Origin of the sequence: Paracoccus sp. S-4012 (assembly GCF_009674885.1) — a bacterium.
Classification (GTDB): Bacteria; Pseudomonadota; Alphaproteobacteria; order Rhodobacterales; family Rhodobacteraceae; genus Paracoccus.
The window spans coordinates 499,190-515,327 of the sequence record NZ_WKKA01000001.1 but is presented as its reverse complement, the minus strand read 5'-3'; the positions used below and the strand labels follow the sequence as shown (position 1 = coordinate 515,327).

At 71.0% G+C, this 16,138-nt stretch carries 19 protein-coding genes; 5 read left to right on the top strand and 14 right to left on the bottom strand.

Going from position 1 to position 16,138, the window contains the following annotated elements; all coding sequences use genetic code 11:
* Positions 1–28: 28 nt before the first annotated feature.
* Positions 29–556, bottom strand: coding sequence for a DUF488 family protein (locus GI374_RS02555; RefSeq protein ID WP_154335425.1), 528 nt, complete (start codon positions 554–556; stop codon positions 29–31).
* A 19-nt stretch (positions 557–575) separates the two neighbouring features.
* On the opposite strand from GI374_RS02555, the gene GI374_RS02550 reads away from it, so the two are divergent.
* Positions 576–791, top strand: coding sequence for a DUF2945 domain-containing protein (locus GI374_RS02550; RefSeq protein ID WP_154335424.1), 216 nt, complete (start codon positions 576–578; stop codon positions 789–791).
* Positions 792–806: 15 nt separating this feature from the next.
* Here the strand turns inward: GI374_RS02550 and cobT are convergent, their stop codons facing one another.
* The gene (gene cobT / locus GI374_RS02545) at positions 807–2,675 is read right to left on the bottom strand and encodes a cobaltochelatase subunit CobT (RefSeq protein WP_154335423.1); all 1,869 of its coding nucleotides are present in this window, start codon (positions 2,673–2,675) and stop codon (positions 807–809) included.
* A 130-nt stretch (positions 2,676–2,805) separates the two neighbouring features.
* Here cobT and GI374_RS02540 point away from each other — a divergent pair, with 130 nt between their 5' ends.
* Positions 2,806–3,288 (top strand): hypothetical protein, encoded by a 483-nt coding sequence (locus GI374_RS02540; RefSeq protein WP_154335422.1) that lies wholly within the window; start codon positions 2,806–2,808, stop codon positions 3,286–3,288.
* Here GI374_RS02540 and GI374_RS02535 read toward each other — a convergent pair.
* Positions 3,273–3,653, bottom strand: coding sequence for a helix-turn-helix domain-containing protein (locus GI374_RS02535; RefSeq protein WP_154335421.1), 381 nt, complete (start codon positions 3,651–3,653; stop codon positions 3,273–3,275). The genes GI374_RS02540 and GI374_RS02535 overlap by 16 nt on opposite strands.
* 82 nt (positions 3,654–3,735) lie before the next feature.
* Here GI374_RS02535 and GI374_RS02530 point away from each other — a divergent pair, with 82 nt between their 5' ends.
* Together GI374_RS02530 and GI374_RS02525 are read left to right on the top strand one after the other, a co-directional pair.
* On the top strand, positions 3,736–4,335 hold the full coding sequence (locus GI374_RS02530) for an NADPH-dependent FMN reductase (protein WP_154335420.1): 600 nt from the start codon (positions 3,736–3,738) through the stop codon (positions 4,333–4,335).
* A 209-nt stretch (positions 4,336–4,544) separates the two neighbouring features.
* Positions 4,545–5,090: a hypothetical protein gene (locus tag GI374_RS02525; protein WP_154335419.1), complete on the top strand. Its 546-nt coding sequence runs from the start codon at positions 4,545–4,547 to the stop codon at positions 5,088–5,090.
* Positions 5,091–5,195: 105 nt separating this feature from the next.
* Here the strand turns inward: GI374_RS02525 and cobS are convergent, their stop codons facing one another.
* Positions 5,196–6,167: a cobaltochelatase subunit CobS gene (gene cobS / locus GI374_RS02520; protein WP_154335418.1), complete on the bottom strand. Its 972-nt coding sequence runs from the start codon at positions 6,165–6,167 to the stop codon at positions 5,196–5,198.
* A gap of 151 nt (positions 6,168–6,318) precedes the next feature.
* Between cobS and GI374_RS02515 the strand changes: the two genes are divergently transcribed.
* Entirely contained in the window at positions 6,319–7,317 is a 999-nt protein-coding gene (locus GI374_RS02515) for a DUF808 domain-containing protein (RefSeq protein ID WP_154335417.1), read from the top strand.
* Between the two features lie 48 nt (positions 7,318–7,365).
* On the opposite strand, the gene GI374_RS02510 is transcribed toward GI374_RS02515, so the two are convergent.
* From GI374_RS02510 to kynU, 10 genes are all read right to left on the bottom strand, one after another.
* Positions 7,366–7,989: a glycosyltransferase family 29 protein gene (locus GI374_RS02510; RefSeq protein WP_370515099.1), complete on the bottom strand. Its 624-nt coding sequence runs from the start codon at positions 7,987–7,989 to the stop codon at positions 7,366–7,368.
* Positions 7,986–9,020 (bottom strand): glycosyltransferase family 4 protein, encoded by a 1,035-nt coding sequence (locus tag GI374_RS02505; RefSeq protein ID WP_154335416.1) that lies wholly within the window; start codon positions 9,018–9,020, stop codon positions 7,986–7,988. The genes GI374_RS02510 and GI374_RS02505 overlap by 4 nt, the downstream gene beginning before the upstream one ends.
* Complete coding sequence (locus GI374_RS02500; RefSeq protein ID WP_154335415.1) at positions 9,010–10,203, bottom strand: MFS transporter; 1,194 nt, start codon at positions 10,201–10,203, stop codon at positions 9,010–9,012. The genes GI374_RS02505 and GI374_RS02500 overlap by 11 nt, the downstream gene beginning before the upstream one ends.
* A gap of 57 nt (positions 10,204–10,260) precedes the next feature.
* Positions 10,261–10,728 carry a 23S rRNA (pseudouridine(1915)-N(3))-methyltransferase RlmH gene (gene rlmH / locus GI374_RS02495; RefSeq protein WP_154335414.1) on the bottom strand — a complete coding sequence of 156 codons (468 nt, stop codon included), beginning with the start codon at positions 10,726–10,728 and terminating at the stop codon, positions 10,261–10,263.
* 10 nt (positions 10,729–10,738) lie between these two features.
* The gene (gene rsfS / locus GI374_RS02490) at positions 10,739–11,155 is read right to left on the bottom strand and encodes a ribosome silencing factor (protein ID WP_154335413.1); all 417 of its coding nucleotides are present in this window, start codon (positions 11,153–11,155) and stop codon (positions 10,739–10,741) included.
* Positions 11,156–11,297: 142 nt separating this feature from the next.
* Complete coding sequence (locus GI374_RS02485) at positions 11,298–11,534, bottom strand: Lrp/AsnC ligand binding domain-containing protein (protein WP_154335412.1); 237 nt, start codon at positions 11,532–11,534, stop codon at positions 11,298–11,300.
* Positions 11,535–11,561: 27 nt separating this feature from the next.
* Positions 11,562–12,932, bottom strand: coding sequence for an MATE family efflux transporter (locus tag GI374_RS02480; protein WP_154335411.1), 1,371 nt, complete (start codon positions 12,930–12,932; stop codon positions 11,562–11,564).
* Between the two features lie 40 nt (positions 12,933–12,972).
* Positions 12,973–14,091, bottom strand: coding sequence for an N-acetylglucosamine-6-phosphate deacetylase (nagA, locus tag GI374_RS02475; RefSeq protein ID WP_154335410.1), 1,119 nt, complete (start codon positions 14,089–14,091; stop codon positions 12,973–12,975).
* Positions 14,088–14,921, bottom strand: coding sequence for a BadF/BadG/BcrA/BcrD ATPase family protein (locus GI374_RS02470; protein ID WP_154335409.1), 834 nt, complete (start codon positions 14,919–14,921; stop codon positions 14,088–14,090). The genes nagA and GI374_RS02470 overlap by 4 nt, the downstream gene beginning before the upstream one ends.
* 4 nt (positions 14,922–14,925) lie before the next feature.
* A complete protein-coding gene (gene kynU, locus GI374_RS02465) occupies positions 14,926–16,116 on the bottom strand; it encodes a kynureninase (RefSeq protein WP_154335408.1) in 1,191 nt (396 codons plus the stop codon).
* Between the last annotated feature and the right edge of the window lie 22 nt (positions 16,117–16,138).

The window sequence follows — 16,138 nt, the reverse complement described above, 5'->3', positions numbered from 1 at the left end:
GCGCAAGAGTCGCGCGAGTTCCAGCGGCTCACCCCTCGGGCGGATAGGTGACAACCCCGCCGGGGCCGACCACCGCGCCCGGCGTGAGGCTCGCCTCGTCGACATGCCCCGGCCCGAGGATATGCTGCACCTCCTCCCCCGCCGCGATCAGCCAGTCGGTGATGATGCGCCGGTGACAGCGCCACCAGACGGCCTCGGCGCACATCATGGCGCAGGGCTCGCGCGCGCCAAGCTCGCGCAGCTCGGCCAGCCCCGCGGCGAAGGCGGGCGTCAGCGTGTGGTCGGCGTAGTTCTGGAAGCTCTTCACCCGCCAGTAGCCGTTGGGCGATTCGCCCTTCGTCCGCCCCCGCCGCCCGCCGAGCGCGGCGATATGGGTGTAGCCGATCTGGTAGCCCGCCAGCGTCTCGGGCAGCGCGTCGCGGTTATACTGCGGGTTGGTGCGCGAACGCGGAACGGTGCGGACATCCACCACGCGGCGCACCCCGGATGCGCGCAGCAGCGCCACGAACTCCTCGATCGTGCGGGTCGAGTGGCCGATGCTGTAGAAGACGGTCATTGCACCACAGGAGGGCAAAATGGCGGCGCATTACAAGGTCGGCGACCATGTGAGCTGGAACTCGGAGGCCGGGCGGGTCAGCGGCAGGATCGTGAAGGTCCATAAGAAGGACTTCCAGCTGAACGGCTACACCCGCCACTGCTCCGAGGACGATCCGCAGTACGAGATCGAAAGCGACAAGACCGACCATGTCGCCTACCACAAGGGCGGGGCGCTGACGAAGCTGAAGGGCTGAGGCGGCGCGGGGGCCTCAACCGGCCCGCCGCGCGCCTCCGCCCGCCATCGCCCGCGAGCGTTTGCGCGGATCGGCCTCGAACAGGGCCGCGAGCTGCTCGGTCATCGCGCCGGCCAGCTGCTCGGCGTCGGTGATCGTCACCGCGCGCTGATAGTAGCGGGTCACGTCATGGCCGATGCCGATCGCCAGCAGTTCCACCTGCCGGCGCTTCTCGATCATGGCGATCACGTCGCGCAGGTGCTTCTCGAGGTAGTTCGCCGGGTTCACCGACAGCGTGGAATCGTCCACCGGCGCGCCGTCCGAGATCACCATCAGGATCTTGCGGACCTCAGGCCGCTTCACCAGCCGACGATGCGCCCATTCCAGCGCCTCGCCGTCGATATTCTCCTTCAGCAGCCCCTCCTTCATCATCAGCCCGAGGTTCGGACGCACCCGCCGCCAGGGCGCGTCGGCGCGCTTGTAGATGATGTGGCGCAGGTCGTTGAGCCGGCCCGGCTGGGCCGGCCGCTGCGCCGCCAGCCACGCCTCGCGCGACTGGCCGCCCTTCCAGGCGCGCGTGGTGAAGCCGAGGATCTCGACCTTGACGTTCGACCGCTCCAGCGTCTGCGACAGGACATCGGCGCTGATCGCGGCGATACTGATCGGCCGTCCGCGCATCGAGCCTGAGTTGTCCAGAAGCAGCGTCACCACGGTGTCGCGGAACTCGGTGTCCTTCTCGACCTTAAAGCTCAAGGGCGTCGTCGGGTTCGCGACCACACGGGCGAGGCGGCCCGCGTCGAGCACCCCTTCCTCCTTGTCGAACTCCCAGCTGCGGTTCTGCTGCGCCTGCAGCCGCCGCTGCAGCTTGTTGGCCAACCGCGCCACCGCGCCACGCAAAGGCTCGAGCTGCTTGTCGAGATAGGCGCGCAGGCGTTCCAGCTCGGCCGGCTCGGCGAGGTCCTCGGCCGCGATCTCCTCGTCGAAGGCCTGGGTGAAGACCTTGTAGTCGGGATTGGCGTCGCTGACCGGCGGGGGCAGGTCGGGCGGCATGTCGGCGTCGGGCATCTCGGCCTCGTCCGCCATCTCGTCCTCGGCCGCCTCGTCCATGCTGACGGAGGCCTGCTGCTCGTCCTGCTGGGTCTCTTGGCTGCGCTCGGGGCTGGCCTCGGCCTCGTCTTGCTCCTCCTGGTCGCGGGACTGGGCGTCGCCGGCCTCCTCGTCGGGCTCGGACTCCTCCTCCGGCTCGTCCTCGCCGGCGTCGGGGTCGTCGCCCAGCTGGTCGCCGTAGCCGAGATCGGCGATCACCTGCCGCGAGAGGCGGGAGAAGGCCGCCTGATCGGCCAGCGCGGCCTCGAGCCGCTCGAGCGTGCCCCCCGCCTCGGCCTCGACCATCGGCCGCCAGAGATCGGCGAGGTGCCGGGCCGCGGACGGCAACTCGCGCCCCGTGGCCTTCTCGCGCACGAGATAGCCGGCCGCCACCGCCAGCGGCGCCTCGGCCGTGGAGGTCATGCGGCCGTAGCCCTTGCGTTCGGCCTCATGGCCCAGCTTGACGTCGATGTTGCTGAGCGCGCCCGGCATCTCGCGCGCGCCGACGGCCTCGCAGCGCGCGGTCTCCATCGCCTCGTAGAGTTCGCGCGCCATCGGGCCGGGCGGTGCGTATTTCGCGTGAACCGCCGATTCGTGGTGGCGCAGCTTCATCGCCAGCGCATCGGCGGTGCCGCGCGCCAGCAGGATCTCGTCGCGCGTGAGGCGGCGGCTGATCTGCGGCAAGCGCATGGTGTCGCCCGCGACGCCCGAGGGGTCGGCCGTGTAGGTGACGTTCAGCTCGCGCTCCTCGGCCAGCGTTCGCGTGGCCTCGGTCAGCGCCTTCTTGAACGGGTCGGCGGGGTTGTCGCTCTGCTTCATGCCCCATTCTCCCCCGGCGGGGATCGGCTGTCGAGGGGCGAACCCATCGCTCGCCCGCGCGTTCCCCACGATCTGCGAAGGATCGTCTCGATCTTCCGCAGAAAGATCGTCTGCCCGGAAAGGACACATGATGCGCCCTCTGCTCGCCTTCTTCGCCTTCCTCGCCGCCCCCGCCTTCGCAGTCACGGGTCCGGTGGCCGACGGCTGCACCCCCGAGGCGCTGCAGCAGCGTTACAACGAGGGCTACATCCAGGGGGTCGAGGACATCCAGGCGCAGTTGGCCGACGCGACAGCCGTGATGCAGAGCCAGGTGCAGGCGCAGCTCGACGCGCAGCTGGGCCACCTTCATGCGCGCAACGAGGCGGACCTCGCGACTTCCATGCGTGAGGCGCAGGAGCGGGCGCTGCGCGACGCGGTGAACACGCCGATGCCGCGGATTCTCACCGAAGGCGCGGCCAGCACGACGCTGCCGATGCCGGCGCCTGCCGCCCAGGCGCCGGACCTTCCCGAAGATCCGTCGCAACTCGCCCCCGGCAGCCGCCTCGTCATCGACAATGCCGAGCGACTGCCGCCGGCGCTTTACGCCGAGCTCATGGCCTATCTCAAATCCTGACCGCTCCGCCCGTCATAGGCCGCCCGCGCTGCCTCGATTGCGTCGGCATGAGTCCAGGTCCACTCGGCCAGCGCGGCGATCGGGCGGAACAGGTCGTGCCCCATCGCCGTCAGCGCGTATTCCACCTGCGGCGGGGTCGAGGGCGTCACCGTGCGGCTGACCATCCCGTCCCGCTCGAGGTTGCGCAGCGTCTGCGTCAGCATCTTCTGCGAAATGCTGCCCAGTTCGCGCTTGAGCGCATTGAACCGCATCGGCTCGCGGCCCAAAGCGCGCACGATCAGCAGCGTCCACTTGTCGCCGATCCGGCTCAGCATGGCGCTGATCCGCTGGCAGGTGGCGATGTCCTGCGTGTCTGTGGGTTTCATCGGGGTGCCCTCTTGCGGCCTCCTGCCTTGCTCTCTAACTCGCTCCAGGTATCGAAGCCATACCTAGTTACGGAGAGAGAGAATGTCCAAGCCCCGCATCGCCGTCATCATCGGCTCCACCCGCAAGACCCGTTTCTCCGACAAGCCGGCCGCGTGGTTCATGGAGAAGGTGAAGAACCACCCCGAACTCGATTTCGAACTCGTGGACCTCGCCGAGGAGCAGGTGCCGCTGTTCGACGAGGCCGCCTCGACCGCCTGGATGCCGTCCAGCGATCCGCGCGCGGTCGCCTGGCAGGAGAAGGTCGCCAGCTTCGACGGCTATGTGTTCCTCGTCGCGGAATACAACCACTCGATCACCGGCGCGCTGAAGAACGCGATGGACCAGGCCTTCGTCGAATGGAACCGCAAGCCGATGACGGCGCTCGCCTACGGCTCGATGGGCGGCACCCGCGCGCTCGAGCATCTGCGCGCCATCGCGGTCGAGGTCGAGATGGTGCCGATCCGCTCGGCGATCCACATCGGCGGCGCGGATTTCTTCAAGGTCCACCCGCTCGGCTCGAACGCCCCGATCAGCGAGATCGAGGCCAACCTCGAGAACGCGCTTCAGGGCACGCTGAAGGAGCTGAGCTGGTGGGCGCGCACGCTGAAGCCGGCGCGGCAGGAGCTGCAGCAGGCGGCGTAAGCCTGGCTTGACGGGAGGGCATTGCGCAGATGGGTGCGCAATGCCCGACGGTGCGCAGCGGTCGTGACCGACCGCCGGGCAAAAAACACGCTCGAAGCCTTCGCATTCCACGGTCGCTACCACGTTCGCATCCACGAGTCGCGCGCATGACAGCGGCGTGGGCAGCATCGCCCGAAATGCGAAACGGACATCAGTCCAAGAGGCTTCAGATGAACATCTTTCTCAAATCTTCCGTCCTGGCGATGGCCGCCGCCGTCGCCACCGGGATTGCGGCCGCGCCGAGCTTCGCCGACGGCATGGCCTATCTGGGTCTGGGCAACTCGGCCCGGAACCAGCTGCTGAGCTCAGATGTCGATGCAAACGACCTCTCGACGCTCACCTCTGCGCAGATGGCCGAACTCGACGCCATCCTCCATGTGTCCGGTAGCGCCGTCGAACGGAACGACGCCGCCAGGGCCATCATCGAGCGGTCTGCCCGGAATGCCCGCCTCGGCAGGCCGGCCGGGGAGAGCGCGCATGCGGCTCAACTCATCGCCGGGGCCGACCGGAACCTGAGAGCCGCGGGCATTCGCGACGTGGATGCAGCGACGCTGAGCCTCGGCACCGTCCTGCGGCTGTCGCGAGTCTTCTCGGATCACGATGGCAACGGCTACGCCGCCGAGGCGCGCGCCATCCTGAACGAAGCGCCTCGCCATGCCCGATTTGCGGGAACCGCCGCCGACGAGATGATCAGGGAGACCAACTCGGCGCACTGACGCTCGGCCCCAACGGTTGCAGGCTTCCGCATACAACCGGTCCCAAAGTGACCCCGAGATCCGCAGCATCCTCGGGATGGGACGAAATCCGGCGCGGGCGAGGCTCTACTTCGCCCGCGCCGCGATGCTCTCCGGCAGTTCCGCGTCGAACAGACGCTGGTAGAACTCCGCCACCGTCTGCCGCTCCAGCTCGTCGCATTTGTTCAGGAACGTCACCCGGAAGGCATACCCCAGATCGTCAAAGATGCGCGCGTTCTGGGCCCAGGTGATGACCGTCCGCGGGCTCATCACGGTCGACAGATCGCCCTGCATGAACGCCGTCCGCGTCAGGTCGGCCAGCGTCACCATCCTCGAGATCGTGGCGCGGCCCTTCTCGGTGTTCATCTGCGGCACCTTGGCCAGCACGATCGCCACCTCGGCGTCGTGGCTGAGATAGTTCAGCGTCGCCACCAGTGACCAGCGGTCCATCTGCGCCTGGTTGATCTGCTGGACGCCGTGATAGAGGCCGGTTGTGTCGCCGAGGCCCACGGTGTTGGCGGTCGCAAACAGCCGGAAGCTCGGATGCGGGGTGATGATCTCGTTCTGGTCGAGCAGCGTCAGCCGCCCGTCATGCTCCAGCACCCGCTGGATCACGAACATCACGTCGGGCCGCCCGGCGTCGTATTCGTCGAAGACGATGGCGACCGGGTTTCGCAGCGCCCAGGGCAGGATGCCCTCGTGGAACTGCGTGACCTGCTTGCCGTCCACCAGCTTGATCGCGTCCTTGCCGATCAGGTCGATGCGGCTGATGTGGCTGTCGAGGTTCACCCGCACGCAGGGCCAGTTCAGCCGCGCGGCCACCTGCTCGATATGCGTGGATTTCCCGGTGCCGTGATAGCCCTGGATCATCACCCGGCGGTTGTAGGCGAAGCCGGCGAGGATCGCGAGCGTGGTGTCGGGATCGAACTTGTAGGTCGGATCGATGTCCGGCACGCGCTCGGCGCGCGCGGCGAAGCCCTTGACCTTCATGTCCGACTCGAGGCCGAAGACCTCGCGCAGGTCGATTTCCTCGGTCGGTCTGGCTTGCGCGTCGAGCATCTGCGGCCCCCTCGAAAGAACCCCCGCTAGATGGAGCATCGGCGGGGTGGGTGCAAGGCGAGCGGCGGGTGCGATTTCCGCGGGCTCAGCGAACCACTTGCGGGGCCGCGCGTTCGCAGGGACAAGCGGGCGCGGCCCCGGGGGAGACGGCATGAGCGGACTGATCGCGCTTCTCGACGACGTGGCGGGGATCGCCAAGATCGCGGCCGCCTCGGTGGACGACGTGGCGGCCGGCGCGACCAAGGCCGGGGTCAAGGCGGCGGGCGCGGTGATCGACGACGCGGCGGTGACGCCGAAATACGTCCACGGCTTCGACGCCAGCCGCGAGGTGCCGATCGTCTGGAAGATCGCCAAGGGCTCGATCTTCAACAAGGTGGTGATCCTGCTGCCGGTGGCGCTGCTGCTGTCGGAGTTCGCGCCCTGGGCCATCGCGCCGCTCCTGATGCTCGGCGGCGGCTATCTGTGTTTCGAGGGGGCCGAGAAGGTTTATCACGCCCTCTCGCCCCCGCATGATGCGATGGATCACTATCAGGGCGGCGGCAATCCGACCCAGCTGGAGAAGGAGAAGGTCGCCGGCGCGATCAAGACCGACTTCATCCTCTCGGCCGAGATCATGACCATCGCGCTCTCGACAATCCCGCTGGATGCGGGCCTTCTGATGAAGGCGATGACGCTCTTTCTGGTGGCGGTGGCGATCACGGCGGCGGTCTATGGCTTCGTCGCGCTCGTCGTGAAAGCCGACGACTTCGGCATGCATCTGGCGCAGCGCGGCGGCGGGCTTGCGCGCTTCGGCCGCGGGATCGTCAAGTTCATGCCGGGCTTCATGACCGTGCTGATGATCGTGGGCACGGCGGCAATGATCTGGGTCGGCGGCAACATCGTGATCCACGGGCTGCACGAGCTGGGCATCCACCAGCCCTATCAGGGCATCCACGACCGGGCCGTGCTGGCCGCGCAACTGCTGCCGGCGCTGCCGGGCGGGCTGGTCCGCTGGTTCGTGACCGCCTTCTTCGACGGCATCTTCGGGCTGATCCTGGGGATGATCCTGATCCCGCTCTCGCAATGGATAATCCTGCCGGTGGCGCAGGCGACCATCGTGCCGGCGATGGGGGCGGTGAAGGGCCTCTTCGGGCGCCGCCGCGAGGCGTGAGGCGAAGCCGGGGGTTTTCCACCCCCGGACCCCCGGAGGATATTTGGATCAAGGCGAAGGGTGGAGGCGCAGCCTTGGGTCGGCGGCGATGAGGCGCTCGACCCAGGTGGCCTCGGCGCTGAAGTCGTGCGGCACCTGCGCGGCGCTGCGGCGGCCGGAGAGGGAGCGCGAGGCGAAGAAGTCGAAGCCGTGGAGGTCGAGGGCGGCGAGCGGGCTGGCAAGCAGCAGGTCGATCAGCAGCGCGCCGGTGGTGGGCTTCGCGCCAAGGGCGGCGGCAAGCCGGGCCACGGCCGAGCGCGGGTGGAGGTAGAAGCCGGACGAGGAGGCGGTGCACCAGTCGAGGTGCCGACGCTTGGCCGCCATGTAGAGGCTGCGTCGAGGCGCGAGCCGGGCCCGGTCCTCCGCGGGCAGGCTGATGCCGAGGCCCAGCCAGTCGGTGCGGGTGCCGTGGCTCTCGGGCGACGGGATCGGCGCGCGATTGATGCGGATCACGACGTCATGGGCGTCGATCTCGGCGCCTTGGCGGGTTCCGGCAAGGGCGCGGGCGTTGCCGATGAGCGCCACGCGCTTGCCGTCGAGTTCCGCGCGGAGATCGGCGAGCGGTGCCGACAACCCGGCGAGCGCGCGTTCGTCGCGCGTCAGCCGCGCGAGATGGAAACCAAGGCGGGTCACGCCAGAAGCTCGCGGTAGAGGGCGACGAGGGCCGCGGCCTCATCCTCGATCCGAAAGCCGTTTTCCACGCGCGCGCGGGCCGCGCGACCGGCGACCTCGCGCCCGGCGGGATCGTCCAGCCATGCAGCAATGGCGGCCGCCATGGCCGCCTGATCGTCGGGCGGGACCAGAGCGCCGGTCTCGCCCCCGGCCACCAACTCCTCGAAGGCGCCCACCCGCGTTGCCACCACCGGCACGCCGCAGGCCATTGCCTCGAGCGGCGTCAGGCCGAAGCCCTCCCATCGCTGGGGCGCGACGTAAAGGTCGAGCGCGGCATACCAGTCGGCCATCGCGTCCACCGGCACCTCGGGCAGGATGCGGATGCGATCCGTCAGCCCCGCCACCGCAATCTCAGCCTTCAGCCCGTCGAGAAAACCGCCATGCCCCTCGGTCGAGCGGCCCATCACGAGGGCCGTGACCGCGGGCCGCGAGGGCAGCAGCGCCAGCATGGCGCGGACGAAAACATCCGTCCCCTTCTGCGCCCGGATGCGGCCGTAGCAGCCAACCAGCACGCCGTCCGGCAGGCCCAGCCGGGCGCGCAGGGCGGCGCGGTCGGCGTCGGGGCGGAACTCGTCCGTGTCGATGCCGTGGTGGATCACGCGGGCCGGGCGCTCGAGATAGGCCGCGGAACGCGCCGAGGTCGCCACCACCGCATCCATGCGCCGGATCAGCGCCCTGGTGTAGCCCGTGTGCCGCCGCTGGCTCGCCGAGGTGAAGACCAGCTTCAGCGGCAGCCGCAGCACGTCCCGTAGCATCAGCCCCATGGCCATCTCGCTGTTGCGCCGCGCGTGCCAGACCCGCCAGCGGTTCCGCGGCAGCCGCGCCACCTGCGCCAGCGGCAGATGCGGCAGGCCCGGCGGCAGGCCCGGCCCGGTGCCGACGATGCCGATCATCCGCGCCTGCGCCGGCAGCAGCCGGACCACGGTCGCGGTCACGCCGCTCAACCGGCGCTTGAGGTTCGGGGCGATGACCTCGACCGCGTCAGGGTCCATCGGGGCGCTCGCGCGAGAGCAGGTAGAGGCAGAAGCCGACGACCAAGGGCACGAGGAACAGCAGGAACACCTGCGAAATGGCCGCGACCGGCCCGGCCTCGGCCATCGCCGCGCCATAGACCGGGCGGCTGGCGAACTGCAGCACGCCCACGCCCGCGATCGAGACCATGTTGAGGAAGGTCATGCCGAGGCCCAGCAGATGCGGCGGCAGGAAGGCGCGGCCGTGGGCGATCACGAGGGCGTAGTTCATGCCCGAGAGCCCCAGCACCGCGAGCAGCACGAAGGCCGCGCCCAGCCCCGCATCCGGCGCCAGCCACAGCACGACCAAGGCGGCGATGGCCCCGATGGACCCCACGATCACGGCGCGTCGCGGAGTGCCGGCCAGCCGTATCGCGGGGCCGACGAGGAAGTTGCCCGCGACCATCGCCAGCCCCATGACCATCGCGCCCTGCCCGATCAGGGCCTCGGAGGCGCCGTAGACCGTCTCCAGATACGGCGCCGCCCAGACGCCGCGGATGGCGGCGGAGGCGGCGTAGCCGACGAACAGGATGGGCAGGATGGGCCAGAGGCCGCGCAAGCGCAGAAGCTCGCCCAGGTTTCCCGCAGGACGGTCGCCGTGGGCGCGCGGCGGGTCGCGGACCACCGCGGCGATGACGGCGGAGATGGCCAGCGTAACGGCTGCGAGCCACCAGAGGGTCTCCCGCCAGCCCAGGATCTCGATCGTGGCGACCAGCGGAGAGGCGCCGAGGATGTTGCCCAGCGAGCCGATGCCGACGACCGCGCCGCCGAGGGCCGCGAAGCGCTCGGGCGGCCAGGCGCGGGCGAGGAGGTAGTAGGCCCCCATCAGCACCGGCGCGCAGCCGACGCCGATCAGCGCCATCGCCACATGCAGGTGCCAGGGCGCGGTGGCGAGGGCAAAGACCGCCGCCCCGCCTGCCCCGCCGAGGCCCAGAAGGCCCGAGGCCGTCCACCGTGGCCCGGCCCGGTCGAGCGCGCGGCCGATCGGCAGCTGCGCGGCCGCGAAGGCGATGAACCACATGCCCGAGGAGATGGCGAGATCGCCGGGGGTGGCCCCCAGCTCGGCCTCCAGCGTCGGGGCGAGCACCGCCAGAAACGCCCGGTAGAACTGGCTCAGCACATAGCCCGCCGTCAGTGCGGCGAGGCCGATCGTCATGGCGCGCATGGATGTCCCTCGGTCCCGCTCGAGGCTTGGGACAGCAGAGGGCCGAGTGCAAGGGGATCAGGCGCGGTGGTAGGGGGAGCCGGCGAGGATCGTGGCGGCGCGGTAGAGCTGCTCGGCCAGCATCACGCGGGCGAGCAGATGCGGCCAGACCATCGGCCCGAAGCTGAGCGACCAGTCGGCGCGGGCGCGGATCGCTGGGGCGAGGCCGTCGGCGCCGCCAATGACGAAGCAGAGGTCGCGCGCGCTGTCGCGGGCGCTCGCGAGGCGGGCCGCGAAGTCGGGGGAGGAGAGCAACAGCCCGCGCTCGTCCAGCGTCACGAGAGCGGCACCCGGTGGGATGGCGCGCGTCAGCAGAGCGGCCTCGGCCTCCATGCCGCCGCCGCGGCGGTCCTCGACCTCGGCCACCATGACGACGGGCAGGCCGAGCGGCCGCCCGGTGCGGGCGAAGCGGTCGAGATAGTCACCGACCAGCGCCGCCTCGGGACCGGCGCGAAGCCGGCCCACGACGGCGAGGGTCAGGCGCATGCGACGCGGCTCAGGCGGGGACGGCGTTCGCCCCGCCCGCAGGCGCCGACTGGCGAAGCTGGGCCAGCGCGTCGGCGGGCATCCACATCTTCTCCAGCTGGTAGAACTCGCGCACCTCGGGGCGGAAGACGTGGACGATCACGTCGTCGGCGTCCACCAGCACCCAGTCGCCAGCCTCCTTGCCCTCGACGCGAGCCGTATGGCCGGTCGCCATCTTCAGCCGCTCGACCAGCTTGTCTGCGATCGAGGCCACCTGGCGCGCGTTGCGGCCCGAGGCGATCACCATGTGATCGGCCATGGCCGAGCGGCCACGCAGGTCGATGGCGACCACGTTCTCGGCCTTGTCGTCGTCGAGAGAGGAAAGGACCCGCGTCAGCAGCTCGTCGCTCGAGAGCGGCGCGGGGGTTTCGGTCGCGGCCGGCTGCAGCGCCGGCGTGACGGATCCGTTCAGGGGTCGATCCTCCGATCATCGCGCCGGCCATGTGCCCCCGGCGCAGGGGATACCCCCAATGTAACACCGCGCGGCGGCATCTCAATGCCGGCGGTTGAAATCGCGCCGTTGAAGCGCGTCAGAAGGTGCGGAAGGTCATCGTGGTCAGCGTCCGCTGGATGCCCTCGATCCCGAACAGGCGCTCGGAGAGGTAGAGGCCCACGTCCTCGCCCTCGGGGATGTAGACCTTGGCGATCAGGTCCCAGTCGCCGGAGGTGGAGTAGAGCTCGGACACCACCTCGCGCTCGTAGATGGCGTCGGCGACCTCGTAGGTCTTGCCGGGGGCGCAGCGGAACTGGACGAAGACGGGGCGCATCGATGCCTCCTTGGCGGTGGGCCGAGACTAGGCCGCGCTGCCCGCGAGGGTCCAGCCCCCGCGCGAGAGCCCGCCCCAGAAGCGCCGCATCAGCAGCACCGCCGCCACCGCGAGGCCGAGGAGCAGCCCGAACCAGATGCCCTGCGGTCCGAAGCCGAGCGGGAAGGCGGCGATGTAGCCCACGGGCAGGCCCACGACCCAGTAGGCGATGGTGGCGATCAGCATCGGCGCCCGCGTGTCCTGCACCCCACGCAAAAGCCCGAGCGCGAGCGCCTGAAGCCCGTCCGCGAGCTGGAACAGCGCCGCCCAGAGCATCAACGTCGCCGCGAGCGCCATGATCGCCGGGGTCGCCGGGTTGACCTCTTCGAGGTAGAGGCCGGCGAGGAAGCGCGGCGCCAGCACGAAGACTGCCGCGGCCGTGGACGACACCGCGACCGAGAGGACGATCGCCGCCCAGGCCGAATCGCGTATCCGCTGCGTGTCGCCGCGGCCCGCCGCCTCGCCCACGCGGATCGTGGCCGCGCTGCCGAGGCCGAGATGCACCATGAAGGCGAGGCTCGACAGTTGCAGCGCGATCCCGTGCGCGGCGAGCGGCGTCGGCCCCAGCCAGCCCATCATCACGTTGGCGCCGGTGAACATGCCGGTCTCGGCCACCAGCGTCAGCCCGACCGGGAGGCCGAGCGCGAAGACCTGCCGGAAGGCGGGCCAGTCGGGCCGCCACGGGTTTCGCATCAACTCGAAGCGGCGGGCCTTCGGCAGCCAGACGGCATAGGCGAACAAGGCGGCGACGATCAGCCAGTTGACGATCAGCCCCGCAATCGCCGCGCCCGCGATCCCCAGCTGCGGCGCCCCCCAGCGGCCGAAGACCAGCGCCAGCACCAGCAGCACGTTCAGCGGCAGCCCGGCCAGCGTGACCCACAGCACGACATTGGCCCGGCCGAAATTCGCCAGATAGCTGTTGAGGACCATCCCCCAGAGCAGCGGGACGGTGGCGAAACCGTAGATCCGCAGGAACTCCTGCGCCAGCTCCGCCACCCGCGGCTCCTGCCCGAGCGCGAGCAGGATCGGTCCCGACCACCAGGTCAGCGGCAGCACGGCGAGCGAATGGAGCGCCGAAATCCACAGCGCCATGCGCGTCGCGCGCCGCACCTCGACCTCGTCGCCCCGCGCCAGCGCCGCGGCGAGGACGCCCATGAGGCCGATGGCATAGCCCGAGCCGAGCATGAACAGGATGAAGTGGTAGGAGGTCGCCAGCACCAGCGCCGCCAGCGCCTCGACCCCGTAGCGGCCGACGATGAGGGTGTCCGTGACGCCGATCATGACGCGCGCGAGGTTCGCCCCGATCAGCGGCAGGGCGAGCGCGATCAGCGCGAAAACGTGGGGGCGGAGGTGGCGCATGGAGGCGCTCTAGCCGGGCGGCGGGGTCAAGGCCAGCCGCTCAGACGAGCCGCCCCCCGCCCTGCCAGACGCCGCGCAGGCTCAGGTCGTCACCGAGCCAGACCAGATCGGCCCGCGCGCCCGGCGCGAGGCGGCCGAGGTCGGCGCGGCCGATGACGTCGGCGGGGATGCGGGAGGCCATGGCCAGCGCCGCCTCGGGCGCGGCCGCACCCTCGCGGACCATCAGGGCGACCGCCTGCGGCAGCGTCAGGTCGGCCCCGGCGAGGGTGCCGTCCTCAAGCGTCAGTCGGCCGTCGGATCGGAGGATGCGGCGGCCGCCCAGGGTGAAGCCATCAAGGTGTGTTCCGGCCACGGCCATCGCATCGGAGACGAGGAACATCCGGCCCCGGCGCTTGGCCGCGACCGCGATGCGAAGCGCCACCGGATCGACATGGAGGCCGTCCGCGATCAGCCCGCAGTCGGCCGCTCCGTCCAGCGCCGCGCCGACCAGCCCCGGCGCGCGGTGGGTGAGCGGGCTCATGGCGTTGAAGAGATGGGTAACCATCGTCGCCCCAGCGGCGAAGGCGGCCTCGGCCTCGGCCGCGGTGCAATCGCTGTGACCAAGGCTGACGATGGCGCCCGCTTCGGCCAGCGCGGCGATCTGCCCGGGCGTGGCGGATTCGGGGGCAAGGGTGACGATCAGGGCGGGCAGCCGGCGGGCGGCGTTGCGGTAGAGGGCGAGGTCGGACCCGGTCATGGACCGGATCAGCGCCGGATCATGCGCGCCCGCGCGGCGGCGGTCGAGATGCGGGCCTTCGAGGTGCAGGCCCAGGAAGCCCGGCACGCGGGCCTCGGCAGCGGCGATCCCCGCCTCGATCACGGCGCGGGTGGCGCGAGCCGTGTCGGTGATGAGCGTCGGCATTATGCCCGTCGCCCCCAGCCGCGCATGGGCGGCGCAGATCGTGGCGATCCGCTCCGCATCCGCCGCGCCGTCGAGCATGCTCCCGCCGCCGCCATTCACCTGCAGGTCCACGAAGCCCGGCGCCAAGATGCCGCCGGGCAGCGTCTCGCCCGCACCGTCATCCTCCCGCAGCGCCGCGATCCGGTCGCCCTCGACCGCCAGCGCCAGACCGTCGCGGAAGCCGGTGCCGTCGAAGAGCCGCGCCCCGCGCAGGATCATGGCCCGGCCAGCGCCGCGGCCAGTCGCAGCGCACCGTCGAGCGCGGTGCCGAGCGGCGCGCGGACCTCCCACCGCCCCGCGATACGCGCGGCATAGAGCGGGCCGAGGCCGCCGAGGAACACGACCGGCAGCGCCCGGCCTCCGCGCAGATGCTCGACCGCCGCGATCACATGGCCGGTCCCCTCGGCCAGCACGGCCTCGGCCGCGGGATCGTCCACGGCAGCCGCGATGCGCGGCACCAGGGCGGCAAACTCCGCCCCTGTGGCGGTCCGGGCGAAGCCGACCACCCCCGCCGGGCCGCCCATCTCCGCGACAAGCGCATCTGCCAGCGGCCCCTGCGGCGCCAGCCCCTCGCCCGCCCGCAACGCCTGCGCCAGAAACCGCTTGCCCAGCCATGCGCCCGACGCCTCGTCGCTCAGCACCATCCCCCAGCCGCCGAGCGTCACGACCTCGCCGCCAAACTGGCGGGCGAAGATCGAGCCGGTGCCGAGCGCGGCCACGATCCCGTCCGCGGGGCCGAGCGCGCCGGCCACCGATGTCACCGCGTCATGCACCACGCGCGAGCGCCCGAACGGCAGCAGCGGCGCCAGCCACTCGCGCGCGCCCGACATGTTGGCCCCGGCGAGCCCGAGGCACGCCGCCGCCCGCGCGGGATCGCGTCCGCCCAGTGCCCGACCGGCGGCCGCCATGATGCTCGCCCGCGCGCCCTCGGGATCGGACATGATGTTCGCCGGCCCCGCCTCGCCCCGGCCGAGCACCCGGCCCGCGCGGTCCGCCGCCACCGCCCGGCAGCCGCTGCCGCCGCCGTCGAGGCCGAGGAGAAGCTCCATTGCCTCAGGTCACGGCGTTGCGGCTGCGGTATTCCGGCCGGTCCCATTCGCGGCCCTCCAGCACCTCGCGCAGCACCGCAACCGCATGGTCCACCTCGGCCTCGCCTATGTAGAGCGGGGTGAAGCCGAAGCGCAGCACGTCCGGCGCGCGGAAGTCGCCGATCACGCCGCGGGCGATGAGGGCCTGCATGACGGCATAGGCCTCGGGGTGGCGGAAGCTGACCTGGCTGCCGCGCCCGGCCGGTTCGCGGGGGGAGTTCAGCGTCACCTCGGGGCAGGCGGCCTCGACACCGGCGATGAAGCGCTGCGTCAGTTCGATCGAGCGGGCGCGGATCGCGGCCATATCGACGCCGTCGAAGGCATCCAGCGCGGTGTCCAGCACGGCCATGCCGATCACCGGCGGCGTGCCGACCCGCATCCGCTCGATCCCGCCTGCCGGGCGGTAGTCGAGGTCGAAGGCGAAGGGCGCGTCGTGGCCCATCCAGCCCTGCAAGATCGGCTGGGCGGCATCCGCATGGCGCGGGTGGGTCCAGATGAAGGCGGGCGCACCGGGGCCGCCGTTGAGATACTTGTAGGTGCAGCCGACCGCGAAATCGGCATTCGCGCCGGTCAGGTCCACGTCCACCGCGCCCGCCGAATGGGCGAGGTCCCAGACCGTCAGGGCGCCCGCCTCATGCGCCCTTCGCGTCAAAGCGGCCATGTCGTGCCGTCGCCCGGTCCGATAATCCACCTCGGTCAGCATCAGCACCGCGAGATCGTCGCCGATGGCGCCCTCGACCGCCTCCGGCTCGACCACCCGCAGCTCCGCGCCGACCGCCCGCGCGAGGCCGTCCGCGGCGTAGAGGTCGGACGGGAAGTTGCCCGAATCCGAGAGGATCACCCGCCGCCCCTCCCGCGCGAGACGCAGCGCGGCGCTGACCGCCTGGAACACCTTCACCGTCAGCGTGTCGCCCATGACGACCTCGCCCGCGCCGGCCCCGATCAGCCGCGCGATCCGGTCGCCGACGCGCCGGGGCTGGACATACCAGCCGGCATCGTTCCAGCCGCGGATCAGCCGCTCGCCCCACTCCGCCTCGATCACCGCCTTCGCCCGCGCGGCCGCCGTGCGCGGCATCGGCCCGAGCGAGTTGCCGTCGAGGTAGGTCACGCCCTCCGGGATATGGAACAGCGCGCGCGTCTGGCTAAAGTCCGTCATCTGGGGCCTCCGTTTCGACGCG

What these genes read in the sequence shown, in the direction of transcription:
- GI374_RS02500 (WP_154335415.1), bottom strand. Translation starts at nt 10,203, where the DNA reads ATGCGCGCCATGACGATCGGCCTCGCCGCACTGACGGCGGGCTATGTG.
- GI374_RS02515 (WP_154335417.1), top strand. Translation starts at nt 6,319, where the DNA reads ATGAGCGGACTGATCGCGCTTCTCGACGACGTGGCGGGGATCGCCAAG.
- GI374_RS02485 (WP_154335412.1), bottom strand. Translation starts at nt 11,534, where the DNA reads ATGCGCCCCGTCTTCGTCCAGTTCCGCTGCGCCCCCGGCAAGACCTAC.
- GI374_RS02530 (WP_154335420.1), top strand. Translation starts at nt 3,736, where the DNA reads ATGTCCAAGCCCCGCATCGCCGTCATCATCGGCTCCACCCGCAAGACC.
- cobT (WP_154335423.1), bottom strand. Translation starts at nt 2,675, where the DNA reads ATGAAGCAGAGCGACAACCCCGCCGACCCGTTCAAGAAGGCGCTGACC.
- nagA (WP_154335410.1), bottom strand. Translation starts at nt 14,091, where the DNA reads ATGATCCTGCGCGGGGCGCGGCTCTTCGACGGCACCGGCTTCCGCGAC.
- kynU (WP_154335408.1), bottom strand. Translation starts at nt 16,116, where the DNA reads ATGACGGACTTTAGCCAGACGCGCGCGCTGTTCCATATCCCGGAGGGC.
- GI374_RS02505 (WP_154335416.1), bottom strand. Translation starts at nt 9,020, where the DNA reads ATGGACCCTGACGCGGTCGAGGTCATCGCCCCGAACCTCAAGCGCCGG.
- GI374_RS02470 (WP_154335409.1), bottom strand. Translation starts at nt 14,921, where the DNA reads ATGGAGCTTCTCCTCGGCCTCGACGGCGGCGGCAGCGGCTGCCGGGCG.
- GI374_RS02550 (WP_154335424.1), top strand. Translation starts at nt 576, where the DNA reads ATGGCGGCGCATTACAAGGTCGGCGACCATGTGAGCTGGAACTCGGAG.
- GI374_RS02555 (WP_154335425.1), bottom strand. Translation starts at nt 556, where the DNA reads ATGACCGTCTTCTACAGCATCGGCCACTCGACCCGCACGATCGAGGAG.
- GI374_RS02480 (WP_154335411.1), bottom strand. Translation starts at nt 12,932, where the DNA reads ATGCGCCACCTCCGCCCCCACGTTTTCGCGCTGATCGCGCTCGCCCTG.
- GI374_RS02540 (WP_154335422.1), top strand. Translation starts at nt 2,806, where the DNA reads ATGCGCCCTCTGCTCGCCTTCTTCGCCTTCCTCGCCGCCCCCGCCTTC.
- cobS (WP_154335418.1), bottom strand. Translation starts at nt 6,167, where the DNA reads ATGCTCGACGCGCAAGCCAGACCGACCGAGGAAATCGACCTGCGCGAG.
- rlmH (WP_154335414.1), bottom strand. Translation starts at nt 10,728, where the DNA reads ATGCGCCTGACCCTCGCCGTCGTGGGCCGGCTTCGCGCCGGTCCCGAG.
- GI374_RS02535 (WP_154335421.1), bottom strand. Translation starts at nt 3,653, where the DNA reads ATGAAACCCACAGACACGCAGGACATCGCCACCTGCCAGCGGATCAGC.
- GI374_RS02525 (WP_154335419.1), top strand. Translation starts at nt 4,545, where the DNA reads ATGAACATCTTTCTCAAATCTTCCGTCCTGGCGATGGCCGCCGCCGTC.